The following is a 14,104-nucleotide window of genomic DNA, read 5'->3' as shown; positions in this document are numbered from 1 at the left end:
ATGTGTGTGTTGCAAAATAGATGCTTGTTTCTTGGGCATGAAGAGCACATATTTAGATCATCTCCTGGACGCGTTCTCCTCCCATTAGCGTCCTCGAGTGTTCCCCTCTGGAGGTTAGCCTTAACAGGCACTTCCAATCAAACTCAGCCGGATCTTCATTGATCCGGCTTTTTTGTTGCCTGCATGCCACTGGGATGGCTGAAAAATTCACCAGAATTGCCGCGTAACAGTGTCATGTAACCTCTGGTAACATGACAAGGACACCCTCCATCTGCTAAGTGGATGATAGGACGCGGTGTGGTTCGGACGGGAGATGGGGGCATCACTCGTACGGCCCGGGCTCAGGCGGCTACCGCGTCCGAACCTTTTCCGCCGAAGCGCGGCGACCTTGACATGCGGCGGACCTGCCGTTTTTCCTCCCGAGAAAACGGTCCGCAAAACAAAACGACGTCCGGCCCCCCGGGCGTCGTTTTTGGTTTTTGCCCCCCGATCGTTCGATCGGGCGCCGGACGAAATCAGGCAGCCTTGCCGTTGGCGTTCATTGCTTCGTCGGCGGGACGGCCAGTCAGCTCGGCCATGTGATCGAAAACGGCGCGGTAGCTGGCAACGCCTGAGGTGGCCGAGCGCAGCTCGATGATCAGATCGCCGATCTCGGCCTGCGGCATGGTCGCCTCGACGACATCCCATCCCGGCCAGTCGGGCCGCGCGTCATAGCCGAGGATCTGGCCGCGCCGCTGCGGGATCAGCGCGATGATCTTCGACGTCGCGTCCGACGGCGTGACGATCTCGACCTTCATCACCGGTTCCAGAAGCACCGGCGAGCAGGCGGCCATGCCTTCCTTCATGGCGAGCTTGGCCGCCATCTGGAAGGCCATGTCGGAGGAATCGACCGCATGGTACGAGCCGTCCGACAGGTTGACCGCGACGTCGACCACGGGGAAGCCGAGCGGGCCGGACTTGAGGTAATCGCGTATGCCTGTCTCGACCGACTGGATGTAGGTCTTGGGCACGACGCCGCCCGTGATGGTGTCGGTGAACTGGAAGCCGGAGCCGCGCGGCAGCGGCTTGATCTCGATCACTACATCGCCGAACTGGCCGTGGCCGCCCGACTGCTTCTTGTGGCGGCCGCGCTGCTGCACCGGCTTTCGGATCGTCTCGCGATAGGGCACCGCCGGCGCATGGCCTTCCACCGGTATCTGGTTCTTGCCCTCCAGCCGCTCGCGCACGACGCGCAGATGCATCTCGCCATGCCCTGACAGCACGGTCTCGGCCGAATCCTGGTTGTGGCGCAGGCTGAGCGAGGGATCCTCCTCGGCCAGGCGCTGGATGGCGGCCGACATCTTGACCTCGTCCTTGCGCTCCCTGGGGCGCAGCGCGAAGGCGAAGACCGGCTGCGGCGGCTCGACATCGAAGAGCTGTTTGGCTCCGCCTTTGGCCGAGGTGAGCGTCTGGCCAGTCTTGACCGCGTCCAGTTTGCCGAGCGCCACGGTGTCGCCGGTCCTGGCGGCGGTCAGCTTGACCTGATCCTTGCCCAGCATCCTGTAGATTCCGGAAACCTTGGCGGTGTCGCCGCCGGGCAGCCACAGTTCCGAGCCGTCGGTGACCTGGCCGGACAGGATGCGCGACACCGACAGCTTGCCGCCATGTGGCGTGTGGATGGTCTTCATCACCTGGACCACCGTCGCATTGCCGTCCGGGGCGCCGAGCCGCTTGCGGGTCGCCTCGATGTCGGGCGCATCGTGGCGGATCGTCTTCAAGAGGCGCAGCACGCCATTGCCTTTCTCGGCGGTGCCGATCAGCACCGGCGTCACCGCGCCTTCGCGCAGATCGGCGGCGAGGTCGTCGAAGATCGCGTCCTTCGGCGGCTCTATCTCTTCCAGGAGTTGCTCCATCAACTCATCGTCATGATCGGCCAGCGTCTCCAGCATGGAGAAGCGCGCCTGCAGTTCGCGCGCCTTGTCGTCACCCGGTATCTCGGCCACCTCGCTCTCGGCATATTCGCGGTAGATGTAGGCGCGCTCCAGCGCCAGATCGATCGAGCCGATGACGACGCCGTCCTTGCGCAGCGGAATCTGGCGCAGAAGCAGCGGCGCCGCGCTTGTCGGCTGAAGCATCTTCAGCGTATCGCGCACGCCCGCGATCGCCTTGTCGACCTTGTTGAGGAACAGGATGCGCGGCACGCCGAGATCGTCGAGCTTGCGCATGATAAGCTGCAAGGCGGGGATCTTCTTTTCGTCGGCCTCGGCCACGACCACCGCGACGTCGCAGGCGGCGAGCACCGGTTCGGCCTCGAAGGAGAATTCGATCGATCCGGGGCAGTCGATGAAGGTGAACTGCTCGCCCATGAACTCGGTGGTGGCGATCGACGCCTCGACGCTCATGGCGTGGGCGCGGGCCTCGGGCGAATGATCTGAAACGGTGTTGCCAGAGGAAACTGGGTTCTGGCGGGGGATGGCCCCGGTACGCGCCAATATGGCTTCCAGAAGTGTCGTCTTACCGCTTGCGAAGGGACCGACTATGGCAATGCATTTCGGTCCCGTGCGTCGTCCTCCGGCGCGAGTACCCATGACTGACCTCCACTCAGGCGTTTCCTGGGGACCGACTGGCGTTCATGGTTCAGGCCAGGGTCAATCGGTCCTGAGCGGCGGCCGGCCTGTTCGACCGTCGCGGGCGGTCTGTGTCGACCTGCCCGCGATTATCGTCCCACTTGTTTGCCGGCAGGGCAAGAAAAATAGAAGCAGGCACCGGCGGTCGTCTCGGGCGCCGAGCGCGAGCGGTTCGCCCCAGCGCCCGCCAAGATGCGCGAGCGTCCCATGCGGGCAAGGTTCATGATCAAAAATCAGGCTTTGTCGGAGCGGGCTGACACACGGCTGGTTGCGTCCGGGCCAATCCGGGTCGAGAATGTGTTGACTTCAAGGGTCGGCGTCTCGCCAACTCCCAACAGCCTTAGGGACAGACGATGAAGATCATTGCTTGCGGCAGTGTGCCGACCGTTATAGCGCCGGAAAAATACTTCACCGGCCGGGTTCTGCAGACGCCAATCATCGAGAAGGAGCCGCCGGCGCGGCTCCGGGCCACGCTGGTCAGTTTCGAGCCCGGCGCGCGCACCCACTGGCACACGCATCCGCTTGGCCAGACGCTTTATGTCACCGCGGGCGCCGGCCTGGTACAGACATGGGACGGGCCAATCCAGGAAATAAGGGCCGGTGACGTCATCTCCTTCGCGCCCGGCGAGAAGCATTGGCATGGCGCGGCGCCGAAATCGGCAATGACGCACATCGCTATGCAGGAGGCGCTCGACGGCGTCCATGCCGACTGGCTGGAAGAAGTGACTGCGGCCCAATATAGCGGCTGAGTGCCGTATCCACAAAACCCGGCGGAAACGCCCGACAGCGGTGACGCCGGGTTGTTTCGGATCTACTCGATCAGGTCAGCGATGCCGTGAAGCGCTGGATGCGCGTGCAGGCTTCCTCCAGCAGTGCATCCGAGGTGGCGTAGGAGATGCGGAAGTTGGGGCCAAGGCCGAAGGCCGAGCCGAACACCACCGCGACGCCCTCGGCCTCGAGCAGTTCCGAACAGAAGGCCTCGTCGGTGTCGATCACCTTGCCGGCCCTGGTTTTCTTCCCGATCAGCTGGGCGCACGACGGATAGACATAGAAGGCGCCTTCCGGCGACGGGCAGGTGATGCCACGCGCCTGGTTGAGCATCGAGACGACGAGGTCCCGCCTGCCTTGAAAGATCGCCTTGTTCTTGGCGATGAAATCCTGCGGGCCATTCAACGCCTCGACCGAAGCCCATTGCGCAATGGTGCAGGCGCCGGAGGTCTGCTGGCCCTGAATCATGTCCATCGCCTTGATCAGCTGGACGGGACCGGCGGCGTAGCCGATGCGCCAGCCGGTCATGGCATAGGCTTTCGAGACGCCATTCATGGTCAGCGTGCGCTCGTAGAGCTTCGGCTCGACCTCGGCGATGGTCTTGAAAACGAAGTCGCCATAGGTCAGGTGTTCGTACATGTCGTCGGTCAGCGTCCAGACCTGCGGGTGCTTCAACAGCACGTCGGCGAGCGCCCGCAGTTCGGCCTTGGTATAGGCCGCGCCCGACGGGTTCGACGGCGAGTTCATCAGCAGCCATTTGGTCTTTGGCGTGATTGCCTTCTCCAGCACTGCCGGCGTCAGCTTGAAGCCATTGTCGATCGAGGTGTCGGCAAAGACCGACGTGCCGCCGCAGATCGCCACCATTTCGGGATAGCTGACCCAGTAGGGGCGGGGGATGATGACCTCGTCGCCGGGGTTCAGCGTCGCCATGAAGGCGTTGAACAGGATCTGCTTGCCGCCGGTGCCGACGATGGTCTGCTCGGGCTTGTAGTCGAGATTGTTCTCGCGCTTGAACTTTTTCGCGATCGCCTCGCGCAGCGGCACGATGCCCGAAACCGGCGGGTACTTGGTCTCGCCACGGCGAATGGCCTCGATCGCCGCATTCTTGATGTTGTCGGGCGTGTCGAAATCGGGCTCGCCGGCGCCAAGGCCAATGATGTCCCGCCCGGCATTTTTCAGCTCGCGCGCTTTCTGCGTCACCGCGATGGTGGCGGAAGGCTTAACGCGGGAAAGGGTGTCGGCAAGAAAGGCCATGACCTTTTGTCTCTCCAAAGGATCGGCGCGGCCAGGAGCGGCCGCGGCGCTTCTCATGTCGCAACATTCCCGTCAGCGCAAGCCTTGTCGGCTGGGCCAAGTGGGGACGGCGCGGTCAATCAGGCGTGATCGGCAGAGGAAAGTTCATTAACGGGCGGTAGAGGCTTGCATGGCAGGATCGCGGTTCAATTCCGCCAGGTCGCGGAGCGAGGAACCTTTGTCACGCAGCATCGGACTTGCCCATATCGTCCGTCATGATGACGGCACCTCAAGCGGTGTCTGGGGTATTTATACGCTGCAAAGCGCTTTTCAGCCGATATTTGCCTTTAATGAGGGCAAGCTTTCGGTTGCCGCCTTCGAAGGGCTGATCCGCCCGTTTCGCGACGGAGAGCCGCAATCGCCGATGAGCTTTTTTTCGACCTGTCCGGCGGTCGACCGTCTGCATGTCGAGGCGCTGACCAGGACGCTGCATCTGCTCAATGCCGGCGTCTGCCTGCCGCAAGAGGCGTCGATCTTCATCAATTTCGACCCGTCGGTTTTCACCGAGCGCGCTGTCGCCGACAGTGCCTTGCGTGACATGCGGCTGGTGCTGCACGAAGCCGGCATCGATCCGGGCCGCGTCGTTTGCGAGGTGACGGAGCAGAGATCGGCATCGCAGGAGACCCTGCACGGCTTCGTCGCCGCGCTCAGGGCCAACGGCTTCCGGATCGCCGTCGACGACTATGGCGCCGACGATTCCGACATCACCCGCGTCAAGGAATTGCGCCCCGACATCGTCAAGTTCGATGCTCACTGGATCACGCAACTGATGGAATCGGGCGCCGGTTTCGCGCTGCTGACATCCATGGTGAGGAGCTTCGAGGACCAGGGCATCCGCACCGTGTTCGAAGGCATCGAGGAAGGCTGGCAACTGGAGCTGGCCGAACGATCCGGCGCCTCGATGGTCCAAGGCTATGTGCTGGCCCGCCCAGAACTGGCGCCGACGAGTTTCCGCGTTTTCGGCCAGGGCAGTCCCGAGCCGGCTCCTCCCTCGAGCCATGCGTCCGCTGCCGCCGCCGTCGCGCCGCGAACCGGGCGGCGCGCAAAAGCCTTCGGGCGCAAGGTGGCGCCATGAGCCGCGAGCGGCGGCGCACCGTTGGCGATGCGATCTTCATCGACGAGATCGGCATCGAATGTGGGATCCATGGCGACTTCCGCCTGCGCAGCGCCTACCAGCCGATCTACGCCCCGCGCGGCGGCAGCTTGCATCCGGTGGCCGTAGAGGGCCTGATCGAACCGCACCGTGCCGGCCGGCCAGTGTCGCCTCGGATGTTCTTCGACAGCATCGCGGCTCCGGAGCGGCTGTACGTCGAAACAATGTGCCGGGTGCTGCATCTGAGAAATTTCCATAATATCGGGGTCGACGGGCTCGACCTGTTCTTCAACTACAATCCTCTGGTCAACGACCATGCTGGACGGGCGCTGGCCGAGATCCGGCTGATGAGCCGGCACCTCGACGAACTCGGCCTGGCGCCAGCCATGCTGGTGTGTGAAATCACCGAGCAGGCGGCGGACGATGCGCTGCTGGCCCGGCTGGTGCGTGAAATGCGGCGCGACGGCATCCGCATCGCCATTGACGATTTCGGCACCGGCCATTCGACCGTGGAGCGGGTGAGCCTGCTTCAGCCCGACATCGTCAAGATCGATGGCGGCTGGTTCGCGGAATTCTGCCGCCACGCCGCCGCCGAACGCTTCTTCCGCCCGCTGGTGTCCAGCCTCCACGATCGCGGTGCCAAGGTGCTGGTCGAGGGCATCGAGCAGCCCACCCATTTGCGGGTCGCGCTCGAAGGCGGGGTCGATTTGCTGCAGGGCTTTCTGCTCGGGCGTCCGGCGCTGGCCGGCACCATCTTCAACGAAGAGCCGCTTGCCGTCGATGCGCTGCTGGGCTTCGACAACAAGGTCGTACCATTGCATAAGCGGCGTTGATGGTCGCGCCAAAACAAATCATTGGTTGAGGATGGTGCCGCTGCGATAATCGGCTCGCAGAAGCAGCGCTCCGGGGAACCATGATGATACTTTACAGCATGATCGATAGCGGCAATTGCTACAAGCCGCGTTTGCTGATGGCCAAGCTTGGCCTTGCCTTCACCACTGTCGAGGTGAGTTCGCATACCGGCGATACGCGCAAGGCCGCTTTCGTCGCCAAGAACCCGAACGCCATGGTGCCATTGCTGGAACTGGACGACGGCCGGCGGCTGGCAGAATCCAACGCCATCCTGCTCTATCTCGCCGAAGGCACACGCTTGCTGCCCGCGGACAAATATGAGCGCGGGCTCGCTTATCAGTGGCTGTTCTTCGAACAATACAGCCACGAGCCCTATATCGCCGTGCGCAAGGCGCTGCTGACCTTTCCGGAGCGGGCCGCGGATGCCACGCCGGAGCGGCTGGCGGCGACGCTGGAGCGCGGCAACAAGGCGCTCGGCGTCATGAACACATATCTCGAAAACAACGACTTCTTCGCCGGCCGCACATTCAGCATCGCCGACATCGCGCTCTATGCCTATACCCACACGGCGGAGCAGGGCGGCTTCCAGCTCGACGCCTATCCGTCGGTGGTCGCCTGGCTCGGCCGCGTGGAGGCGGACCTGCGGCATGTGCCGATCGAGTGGGTGGGGTAGGCAAGGCAGGCCATTGGCGAAAGCGGCAACACAGCTCTGAGCCCCAGACAAATAAAAAGGCGGGATAAATCCCGCCTTCCCATTTCGGTAGCCTGATTGGGAGCATCCGGTCCGGGCTGGCAGCTATCTGCTGTTCCAGCTTGTCGGGTCTTTCCGCTCCGGCGCGCTTCTCGCGCGACCGTCAGTACATCCGTGACTTGCCGCGCGCCCCGAACTCTCGTCCGGCGCGCGCCATTTTCAAAATCAGGCTGCCTTGCTCAGAGAACCAGCGGACGACTTGCCAGTGCGGCGGTCCTGCTCGATCTCGAAGTTGATCTTCTGGCCTTCGACCAGGGTCGACAGTCCAGCGCGCTCGACAGCCGAGATGTGGACGAAAACGTCCGCGCCGCCGCTGTCAGGCTGGATGAAGCCGAAACCCTTGGTGGCGTTGAACCACTTGACCGTTCCAGTTGCCATAAAAATAGTCCTTCACATTTGCTTTGGTATGACCGGACCGAAGTCCAGCCGGTGTGCATCGAGATTTTGGAGATAGACGTCAGCAAACGCGAAGATCGCGAGGCCCGGATCGATCGGCCGAAATATCAATGGGGCTGATATAGGCTGCTTTCGCACAAAAAACAAGACTGCGTGAAAACGTCGTGATCTGGGGTCGCCCAACGGCCGCCCCAATCTGGTGAAACCGTGGCGCAAGATCGTGCCGTCCCGGGCGGCGGATCGAGGGGAGAGGACCATGAAAACCATCGTGCTTGGCACCTGCCTCACGCTGGTGGCCGCCCAGGCGCAGGCGATCTCGCGCTACGACCCGACACGTTTGAGCTGCGGCAAGGTCCAGTCGACGATCGCGCGCCAAGGTGCGGTTATCCTTCGCTATCAGTCGAAGCGGGTGCCGGGGCTGCCGCTCTATGACCGCTATGTGCAGAGCCAGCAGTTCTGCACCATGGGCGAGGTGCGGACGCGCGCCTATGTGCCGAGCGCCGACACCAAGTCCTGCCCGGTGTACAACTGCAAGCGGCCGGACAATGAGCATTTCAGGCATCGATTCATCCGGCGCCATTAGCCCCCCGGGGAGCGGCTTACTGCTCTCAAAACCCGAAAGACACCTGCGCCGGCGGCGGCGGGCCGACATGCACGCCTTCCATGGCCAGCATCTTTTCCTTGGTGACGGAGCCGCCGGGCGCCGAGAAGCCGCCGATCTTGCCACCGGCGGCAAGAATGCGGTGGCACGGGATGACCAGGGGCACCGGATTGGCGCCAAGGGCCGCCCCTGTTTCGCGCGGCAGGCCGGCATGGCCGGCACGCTTGGCGAGTTCGCCATAGGTGGTGGTTTCGCCATAGCTGAGCTTTCGTGCCGCGTTGTAGATGGCGAGGCGGAAATCGTCGATGCCATCGAGATCGACGGGAAAGCCGGTGAAATCGACGTCCTCGCCAGCAGCGTAAGCCTTGATCGAGGCGATCAGTTCGACCACCCATGACGGCTGGGCCGTGGAGGCGGAAATGCCGGCATGGCGCATCAACCGCCGCTCCACCGCTTCGCGGCTGCGTTCCGGCAGGCAGAGACGGATCAGGCCCTTTTCGCTCCAAGCGATGCCCATGAAACCGATCACTGTTTCTAACACTGCGTGGCCGGCCGTGATCGAAGATGTCGTTTGCATGCTGAGCTCCTTTCCGCAAAGCGGCAAAATCCGGGATTCCCGCAGGTACATATCAGGAACGATATGGCATCACGGCCTGCATCCCGCCACCCGAAAACCACCAGATGGCCCCGATTGCTACCCAGGAATCGCTGGTGTAAGGAAAACTTAACACCCGACAAACCGGACACCGAACGCGGCTTGCCAGCAAAACAAACCCTTATCGCCATCGGCGTGATCGTGGCGGCTGCCGGCATCAGCGGCTGCACCTCGACCTCACGAATGAAGGCCGCGCCGTCCCTGACCGAAACCGCGACTGTCGCCGGCAGCGATGCCGGCTTCACCATCCCCTTGCCGGAAACGGTTTCGGTGTTGCCGCAATCCTCTGGAATCAAGCCTGTTCAGGCGGCTGAATTGACTCCCAGCCCGGCCACGCCCGCCCTTGATGCCGTCGCCCAGCCGACCGCGGCGCCCGCCGCCTTTGCCGGGGCGACCCCAACGGCGCCGGCGATACCCGCCGTGATGACCGCCAATGCCTGGCAGGCGCCGGCCCCGGCGAAAGCCGGCCGGCCGATCCAGTCGGCGGAGACCTACAGGACCGCCGGGCTCATCATGCCAGCGGTTGCCAAGGGCGGCCAGAAACTGCCTGGCGTGCAGCAGGTGGCCTATGTCGTGCCGCAGAACCCGGCCGCGCTGGTGCAGTTCCCGTTGGCGCCGGGCGAGCCGGAAGAGCAGGTGACCGGCATGCGCGGCGATGTGGACCGGCTGATCGTCAAATACGCCGCCTTCTACCAGGTGCCGGTGGATCTGGTGCGCCATGTCGTCAATCGCGAGAGTACCTACAATCCCAAGGCGTACAATAACGGCCATTGGGGGCTGATGCAGATCAAGCACGCGACGGCGCGCGGCATGGGCTATGACGGTCCGGCCAAAGGCCTGTTCGACGCCGAGACCAACCTCAAATACGCGGTCAAATATCTGCGCGGCGCCTGGCTGGTGTCCAACGGCAACGCCAAGAAGGCCGACTGGCTCTACCAGACCGGCTATTATTTCGACGCCAAGCGCAAGGGCCTGCTCGAGGCGACCGGCCTCGGCGCCGACCGCAAGCGCGGGCGTCTTCAGCCCGACGCCTGAGCGCGATGCCCGAACCGCGCCCGCCGGCTCCAAACGACATCCGGCTGCGCAAGATCCTCGACGAGACGCTCGTTCCACCGCATTGGCCGGACGGCTTCCTCATGCGCTCGTTCGAGCGCGGCGACGCGCTGCCCCTGCATGCGTTGCTGGGCGAAGTGTTCGACGACGGCACCGACGGCCCCTTCGACGAATGGTGGCCGCGCATATCGGAAGATCCCGAATTCGACCCGGCGCTGTGTTTCCTCGTCATCGACGCCAAGGGCAGGCTGGCGGCGGCTGCACTGTGCTGGAGCTCGGCGTTCGTCAAGGATCTGGCCGTTCATCCCGAGGCGCGCGGCAAGGGTGTCGGCGAAGCGCTGATGTGGCACGCCTTCGCCATTTTTCGCGACCGGGGCGCCGCCCATGTCGATCTCAAGACCAATACGCTCGAAAACCCCGCCGCCGTGCGGCTCTATGAGCGGCTGGGCATGAGGCCCGTCGCCTGGGAAGGCTGACTGGCGACGTTGATCCGTCCCCTTCACCGGCGATGGCTGTTCGGGAACCCCAAGGCGCTGCTCCGCATTCAATGAACGGTGGGGCCTGACCGGCTGCCGGTGCCGTGCGCCGCCGGCTGCCTAGGGAGATCCACCGCGATGAAGCTTTTCCACGCATGGCTGGCGTTGAGCGTCGCTGTCGTGCTCGCGGCGGGTCCGGCGCGATCGGTAGAGCTGTCGATCGTGTCGGGCGACACCGGCAACGGCCTCAAGGTGCTGCGCGAGATCCTCGACCGCTATGAGAAGGAGAGCGGCGACACGGTCACCATCGTCGCCATGCCGTCGTCGGGGACCGACCAGTTCGGCCAGTACAGGCTGTGGCTCGCTGCCGGCAACAGCGACGTCGACGTCTACCAGACCGATGTCATCTGGGCACCGCAGCTCGCCAGCCAGTTCGTCGACCTGACCCAGGCGACCAGGGATGTCGTGGCCAAGCATTTCCCGTCGATTATCCAGTCGCAGACCGTCGACGGCAGGCTGGTGGCGCTGCCGATCTTCACCGATGCGCCGGCGCTCTACTACCGCAAGGATCTGCTCGACAAATACGGCGTTAAGGTGCCGGCCACCTGGAAGGAACTGGGCGACACCTCCAGGCTGGTAATGGATAAGGAGCGGGCCTCGGGCAACAGGGATATCTGGGGTTTCGTCTTCCAGGGCAATGCCTATGAAGGGCTGACCTGCGACGCGTTCGAATGGGTGGTGTCGAATGGCGGCGGTCATATCGTCGAGCCGGATGGCGCGATTTCCATCAACAACCCCCAGGCGGCGGCCGCGCTCGACATGGCCAAGGCCTGGATCGGCACCATCGCACCGCCGGGCGTGCTCGCCTACCAGGAAGAGGAGGCGCGCGGCGTGTGGCAGACCGGCAATGCGGTCTTCATGCGCAACTGGCCCTATGCCTATGCGCTGGGCAACAGCCTGGGGTCGCCGATCAAGGGCAAGTTCGATGTCGCGCCGCTGCCGGCTGGCACGGGCGAGGGCGCGCGGCCGGCAGCGACGCTCGGCGGCTGGAACCTCGCGGTCTCGAAATATTCCAAGCACCCGGATGCCGCGATCGACCTGGTCAAGTACATCGCCTCGCCGGCAATGCAGAAATACCGCACGCTCAAGACCGCCAACCTGCCGACCATCCAGGCGCTCTATGACGACCCCGACATCGCCCGGCAACAGCCGATCATTCCACACTGGAAGGAGGTCTTCCTCAGTGCCGGGCCACGGCCCTCGGCGGTGACGAGGAACAAGTACAATGAGGCGTCCAGCCAGTTCTGGAACGCCGTCCACAAGACCTTGTCCGGCGAAGGCAGCGCCGCCGACAATCTGGCCGACCTCGAAGCGACGCTGACCCGGCTGAAGGGCAAGGGCTGGTGAGCGCGCACCTGGCCGATGCGCGCTCTGGTTCGAGGCTGATGAGCCAGCGTGTGCGCTCGGCATGGCTGTTCCTGGCGCCGATGCTTGCGGTGCTCGCCGCCGCTGCCGGCTGGCCGCTGGCGCGCACGGTCTATTTCAGCTTCACCGATGCCTCGCTGTCAGACCTGGACGCCCGCCAATGGGCCGGCTTGGCCAATTATGTCTCGGTCCTGCGCATGCCGAGCGGGCGGGTCATCTACGACGGGCTGCTTCTCGACCCGGTCTGGTGGGGCGCTGTGTGGAACACCGTGCGGTTCGCGGTGGTTTCGGTGACCTGCGAGACGATCCTCGGCATGGTCGTCGCCCTGGTGCTCAACGCCGAATTCCCCGGCCGCGGCATCGTCAGGGCGGCGATCCTTATTCCCTGGGCGATCCCGACCATCGTCTCGGCGAAGATGTGGCAGTGGATGCTGAACGACCAGTTCGGCATCATCAATGTCGTGCTCATCAACCTAGGGCTGATCGACCACAAGATCGCCTGGACCGCCAGCGCCGATACGGCAATGGCGGCGGTGCTGATCGTCGACATCTGGAAGACGACGCCCTTCATGGCGCTGCTGATCCTTGCGGCGCTGCAGATGCTGCCGCGCGAAATCATCGAGGTCGCCAGGCTGGACGGCGCCAATCCCTGGCAGATCTTCTGGCGCGTGACCTTGCCGCTGATCCGCCCGGCGGTGATGGTGGCGGTGATCTTCCGGGTGCTCGATGCGCTGCGAATCTTCGACCTGATCTATGTGCTGACGCCCAACAATGCGCACACCAAGTCGATGTCGGTGTTCGCCCGCGAGAACCTGTTCGAGTTCGACAAGTTCGCCTATGGCTCGGCCGCCTCGACCCTGCTCTTCCTCATCCTCGCTCTGCTCACCATCCTCACCATCCGCATTGGCCGGATAAGCCTGGACGGAGGCCGCTGAGATGTGGCTCCTGAAGCGCATGGCCTTTTATCTGCTGGTCGGAGCAATCGTGCTCATCGCGGTGTTCCCGTTCTATTACGCCATCGTCACCAGCCTCAAATCGGGGACCGAGCTGTTCCAGGCCGACCTATGGCCGAAGGCGCCCAGCCTCGGCAATTACCGCAACGTGCTGGCCGAAGGCGCCTTCCTGCGCAACCTCCTGAACTCGCTGGCGGTTTCGGGCGCGGTGGTGGCTCTGTCGCTGTTCCTCGGCGTCACCGCGGCCTACGCGCTGGCGCGTATCCGCTTTCGCGGCCGCTCGGCATTGCTGTTCGCCATCCTGTCGGTCTCGATGTTCCCGCAGGTGGCGGTGCTGGCCGGGCTGTTCGAGCTGGTGCGGCTGTTCGGCCTCTACAATTCGCTTTTCGCGCTGATCTTCTCCTACATGATCTTCACGCTGCCGTTTACCGTCTGGGTGCTCACCGCTTTCGTGCGCGACCTGCCGGTGGAGGTCGAGGAAGCGGCGATCCTCGACGGCGCGACGCCGTGGATCATCATCACGCGCATCTTCCTGCCGCTGATGTGGCCGGCGCTGGCGACCACCGGGCTGCTGGCCTTCATCGGCGCCTGGAACGAGTTCCTGTTTGCCCTGACCTTCACCTCCAACGACGGGCGGCGGACCGTGCCGGTGGCGATCGCGCTGCTCTCGGGCAATTCGCAGTTCGAAATCCCCTGGGGCAACATCATGGCCGCCTCGGTGATCGTCACGGTGCCGCTGGTGGTGCTGGTGCTGATCTTCCAGCGCAAGATCGTCTCCGGCCTCACCGCCGGCGGGGTCAAGGGGTGAGGAGGCGGTCGGCGTTCAGATATCGGGCGCGTTGCCGATCTTCTGCTTGATCTCCAGCGCCCAGGCGCGGCCCTCGTCGCCACCCCACAAGAGCCAGGCTATGGTGCCGGCCGAAGGGTTTTCCTCATTGCCGTAATTCTTGCCGCGCTTGTCGACCTCGTGGCGGGCGAAGTAGCTGACCATGCGGCGGATGGTGGAAGGCGCCAGCTTCTCGCGGTTCTTCAGCTCCGTCGCCCGCGCCACGCCGATCTCGGTGCCGCCACGGCCGAACTGCTTGCGCAGACGCAGGCCCTTGGCGGCATTGTCGGCCACCACTTGCGGGCAGCGCAGGTCGATCTCGTCGGCTTCGTGCATTCTTCTCTCCACTCCGCAGC

The 14,104-nt window shown here is 64.0% G+C and carries 15 protein-coding genes; 10 read left to right on the top strand and 5 right to left on the bottom strand.

From position 1 onward, the window contains the following. Positions 1-515 precede the first annotated feature (515 nt). The gene (locus tag ACVWWD_RS00650) at positions 516-2,567 is read right to left on the bottom strand and encodes an elongation factor G (protein WP_457102861.1); all 2,052 of its coding nucleotides are present in this window, start codon (positions 2,565-2,567) and stop codon (positions 516-518) included. Positions 2,568-2,959: 392 nt separating this feature from the next. Here ACVWWD_RS00650 and ACVWWD_RS00645 point away from each other — a divergent pair, with 392 nt between their 5' ends. After that, entirely contained in the window at positions 2,960-3,355 is a 396-nt protein-coding gene (locus ACVWWD_RS00645) for a (R)-mandelonitrile lyase (RefSeq protein ID WP_023770202.1), read from the top strand. Between the two features lie 70 nt (positions 3,356-3,425). Here ACVWWD_RS00645 and ACVWWD_RS00640 read toward each other — a convergent pair whose 3' ends face one another. Then, the gene (locus ACVWWD_RS00640) at positions 3,426-4,628 is read right to left on the bottom strand and encodes a pyridoxal phosphate-dependent aminotransferase (RefSeq protein WP_352546435.1); all 1,203 of its coding nucleotides are present in this window, start codon (positions 4,626-4,628) and stop codon (positions 3,426-3,428) included. Between the two features lie 217 nt (positions 4,629-4,845). Here ACVWWD_RS00640 and ACVWWD_RS00635 point away from each other — a divergent pair, with 217 nt between their 5' ends. The 3 genes from ACVWWD_RS00635 to ACVWWD_RS00625 all read left to right on the top strand — a co-directional run bounded on the left by ACVWWD_RS00635 (position 4,846) and on the right by ACVWWD_RS00625 (position 7,285). Next, positions 4,846-5,742 carry an EAL domain-containing protein gene (locus tag ACVWWD_RS00635; RefSeq protein WP_352546436.1) on the top strand — a complete coding sequence of 299 codons (897 nt, stop codon included), beginning with the start codon at positions 4,846-4,848 and terminating at the stop codon, positions 5,740-5,742. Then, a complete protein-coding gene (locus tag ACVWWD_RS00630) occupies positions 5,739-6,593 on the top strand; it encodes an EAL domain-containing protein (protein WP_023770199.1) in 855 nt (284 codons plus the stop codon). Before ACVWWD_RS00635 ends, ACVWWD_RS00630 begins: the two co-directional genes overlap by 4 nt. Positions 6,594-6,676: 83 nt before the next feature. Then, a complete protein-coding gene (locus ACVWWD_RS00625) occupies positions 6,677-7,285 on the top strand; it encodes a glutathione S-transferase family protein (protein ID WP_352546513.1) in 609 nt (202 codons plus the stop codon). 243 nt (positions 7,286-7,528) lie between these two features. Here ACVWWD_RS00625 and ACVWWD_RS00620 read toward each other — a convergent pair whose 3' ends face one another. Beyond that, positions 7,529-7,741, bottom strand: a complete 213-nt coding sequence (locus ACVWWD_RS00620; protein WP_015316174.1) for a cold-shock protein — start codon at positions 7,739-7,741, stop codon at positions 7,529-7,531. 274 nt (positions 7,742-8,015) lie between these two features. Here ACVWWD_RS00620 and ACVWWD_RS00615 point away from each other — a divergent pair, with 274 nt between their 5' ends. Beyond that, on the top strand, positions 8,016-8,342 hold the full coding sequence (locus tag ACVWWD_RS00615) for a hypothetical protein (protein WP_352546437.1): 327 nt from the start codon (positions 8,016-8,018) through the stop codon (positions 8,340-8,342). Between the two features lie 25 nt (positions 8,343-8,367). Here ACVWWD_RS00615 and ACVWWD_RS00610 read toward each other — a convergent pair whose 3' ends face one another. After that, a complete protein-coding gene (locus ACVWWD_RS00610) occupies positions 8,368-8,937 on the bottom strand; it encodes a methylated-DNA--[protein]-cysteine S-methyltransferase (protein WP_023770195.1) in 570 nt (189 codons plus the stop codon). A gap of 180 nt (positions 8,938-9,117) precedes the next feature. On the opposite strand from ACVWWD_RS00610, the gene ACVWWD_RS00605 reads away from it, so the two are divergent. From ACVWWD_RS00605 to ACVWWD_RS00585, 5 genes are all read left to right on the top strand, one after another. Next, on the top strand, positions 9,118-10,050 hold the full coding sequence (locus ACVWWD_RS00605; protein ID WP_352546438.1) for a lytic transglycosylase domain-containing protein: 933 nt from the start codon (positions 9,118-9,120) through the stop codon (positions 10,048-10,050). Between the two features lie 5 nt (positions 10,051-10,055). Beyond that, complete coding sequence (locus tag ACVWWD_RS00600) at positions 10,056-10,544, top strand: GNAT family N-acetyltransferase (protein ID WP_352546439.1); 489 nt, start codon at positions 10,056-10,058, stop codon at positions 10,542-10,544. Between the two features lie 138 nt (positions 10,545-10,682). Beyond that, on the top strand, positions 10,683-11,951 hold the full coding sequence (locus ACVWWD_RS00595; protein WP_352546440.1) for an ABC transporter substrate-binding protein: 1,269 nt from the start codon (positions 10,683-10,685) through the stop codon (positions 11,949-11,951). Positions 11,952-11,989: 38 nt separating this feature from the next. Beyond that, positions 11,990-12,904: a carbohydrate ABC transporter permease gene (locus ACVWWD_RS00590; protein ID WP_352546514.1), complete on the top strand. Its 915-nt coding sequence runs from the start codon at positions 11,990-11,992 to the stop codon at positions 12,902-12,904. A gap of 1 nt (position 12,905) precedes the next feature. Continuing rightward, complete coding sequence (locus ACVWWD_RS00585; RefSeq protein ID WP_352546441.1) at positions 12,906-13,730, top strand: carbohydrate ABC transporter permease; 825 nt, start codon at positions 12,906-12,908, stop codon at positions 13,728-13,730. Positions 13,731-13,745: 15 nt separating this feature from the next. Here the strand turns inward: ACVWWD_RS00585 and ACVWWD_RS00580 are convergent, their stop codons facing one another. Continuing rightward, on the bottom strand, positions 13,746-14,084 hold the full coding sequence (locus tag ACVWWD_RS00580; protein ID WP_015316182.1) for a hypothetical protein: 339 nt from the start codon (positions 14,082-14,084) through the stop codon (positions 13,746-13,748). Positions 14,085-14,104 lie beyond the last annotated feature (20 nt).

The sequence above is a fragment of the Mesorhizobium sp. URHB0026 genome (genome assembly GCF_054059755.1).
The sequence above is the reverse complement of the archived record's forward strand: the minus strand, read 5'-3'. Positions and strand labels throughout refer to the sequence as shown.

What these genes read in the sequence shown, in the direction of transcription:
- ACVWWD_RS00650 (WP_457102861.1), bottom strand. Translation starts at nt 2,567, where the DNA reads ATGGGTACTCGCGCCGGAGGACGACGCACGGGACCGAAATGCATTGCC.
- ACVWWD_RS00645 (WP_023770202.1), top strand. Translation starts at nt 2,960, where the DNA reads ATGAAGATCATTGCTTGCGGCAGTGTGCCGACCGTTATAGCGCCGGAA.
- ACVWWD_RS00640 (WP_352546435.1), bottom strand. Translation starts at nt 4,628, where the DNA reads ATGGCCTTTCTTGCCGACACCCTTTCCCGCGTTAAGCCTTCCGCCACC.
- ACVWWD_RS00630 (WP_023770199.1), top strand. Translation starts at nt 5,739, where the DNA reads ATGAGCCGCGAGCGGCGGCGCACCGTTGGCGATGCGATCTTCATCGAC.
- ACVWWD_RS00625 (WP_352546513.1), top strand. Translation starts at nt 6,677, where the DNA reads ATGATACTTTACAGCATGATCGATAGCGGCAATTGCTACAAGCCGCGT.
- ACVWWD_RS00620 (WP_015316174.1), bottom strand. Translation starts at nt 7,741, where the DNA reads ATGGCAACTGGAACGGTCAAGTGGTTCAACGCCACCAAGGGTTTCGGC.
- ACVWWD_RS00615 (WP_352546437.1), top strand. Translation starts at nt 8,016, where the DNA reads ATGAAAACCATCGTGCTTGGCACCTGCCTCACGCTGGTGGCCGCCCAG.
- ACVWWD_RS00610 (WP_023770195.1), bottom strand. Translation starts at nt 8,937, where the DNA reads ATGCAAACGACATCTTCGATCACGGCCGGCCACGCAGTGTTAGAAACA.
- ACVWWD_RS00600 (WP_352546439.1), top strand. Translation starts at nt 10,056, where the DNA reads ATGCCCGAACCGCGCCCGCCGGCTCCAAACGACATCCGGCTGCGCAAG.
- ACVWWD_RS00595 (WP_352546440.1), top strand. Translation starts at nt 10,683, where the DNA reads ATGAAGCTTTTCCACGCATGGCTGGCGTTGAGCGTCGCTGTCGTGCTC.
- ACVWWD_RS00590 (WP_352546514.1), top strand. Translation starts at nt 11,990, where the DNA reads ATGAGCCAGCGTGTGCGCTCGGCATGGCTGTTCCTGGCGCCGATGCTT.
- ACVWWD_RS00585 (WP_352546441.1), top strand. Translation starts at nt 12,906, where the DNA reads ATGTGGCTCCTGAAGCGCATGGCCTTTTATCTGCTGGTCGGAGCAATC.
- ACVWWD_RS00580 (WP_015316182.1), bottom strand. Translation starts at nt 14,084, where the DNA reads ATGCACGAAGCCGACGAGATCGACCTGCGCTGCCCGCAAGTGGTGGCC.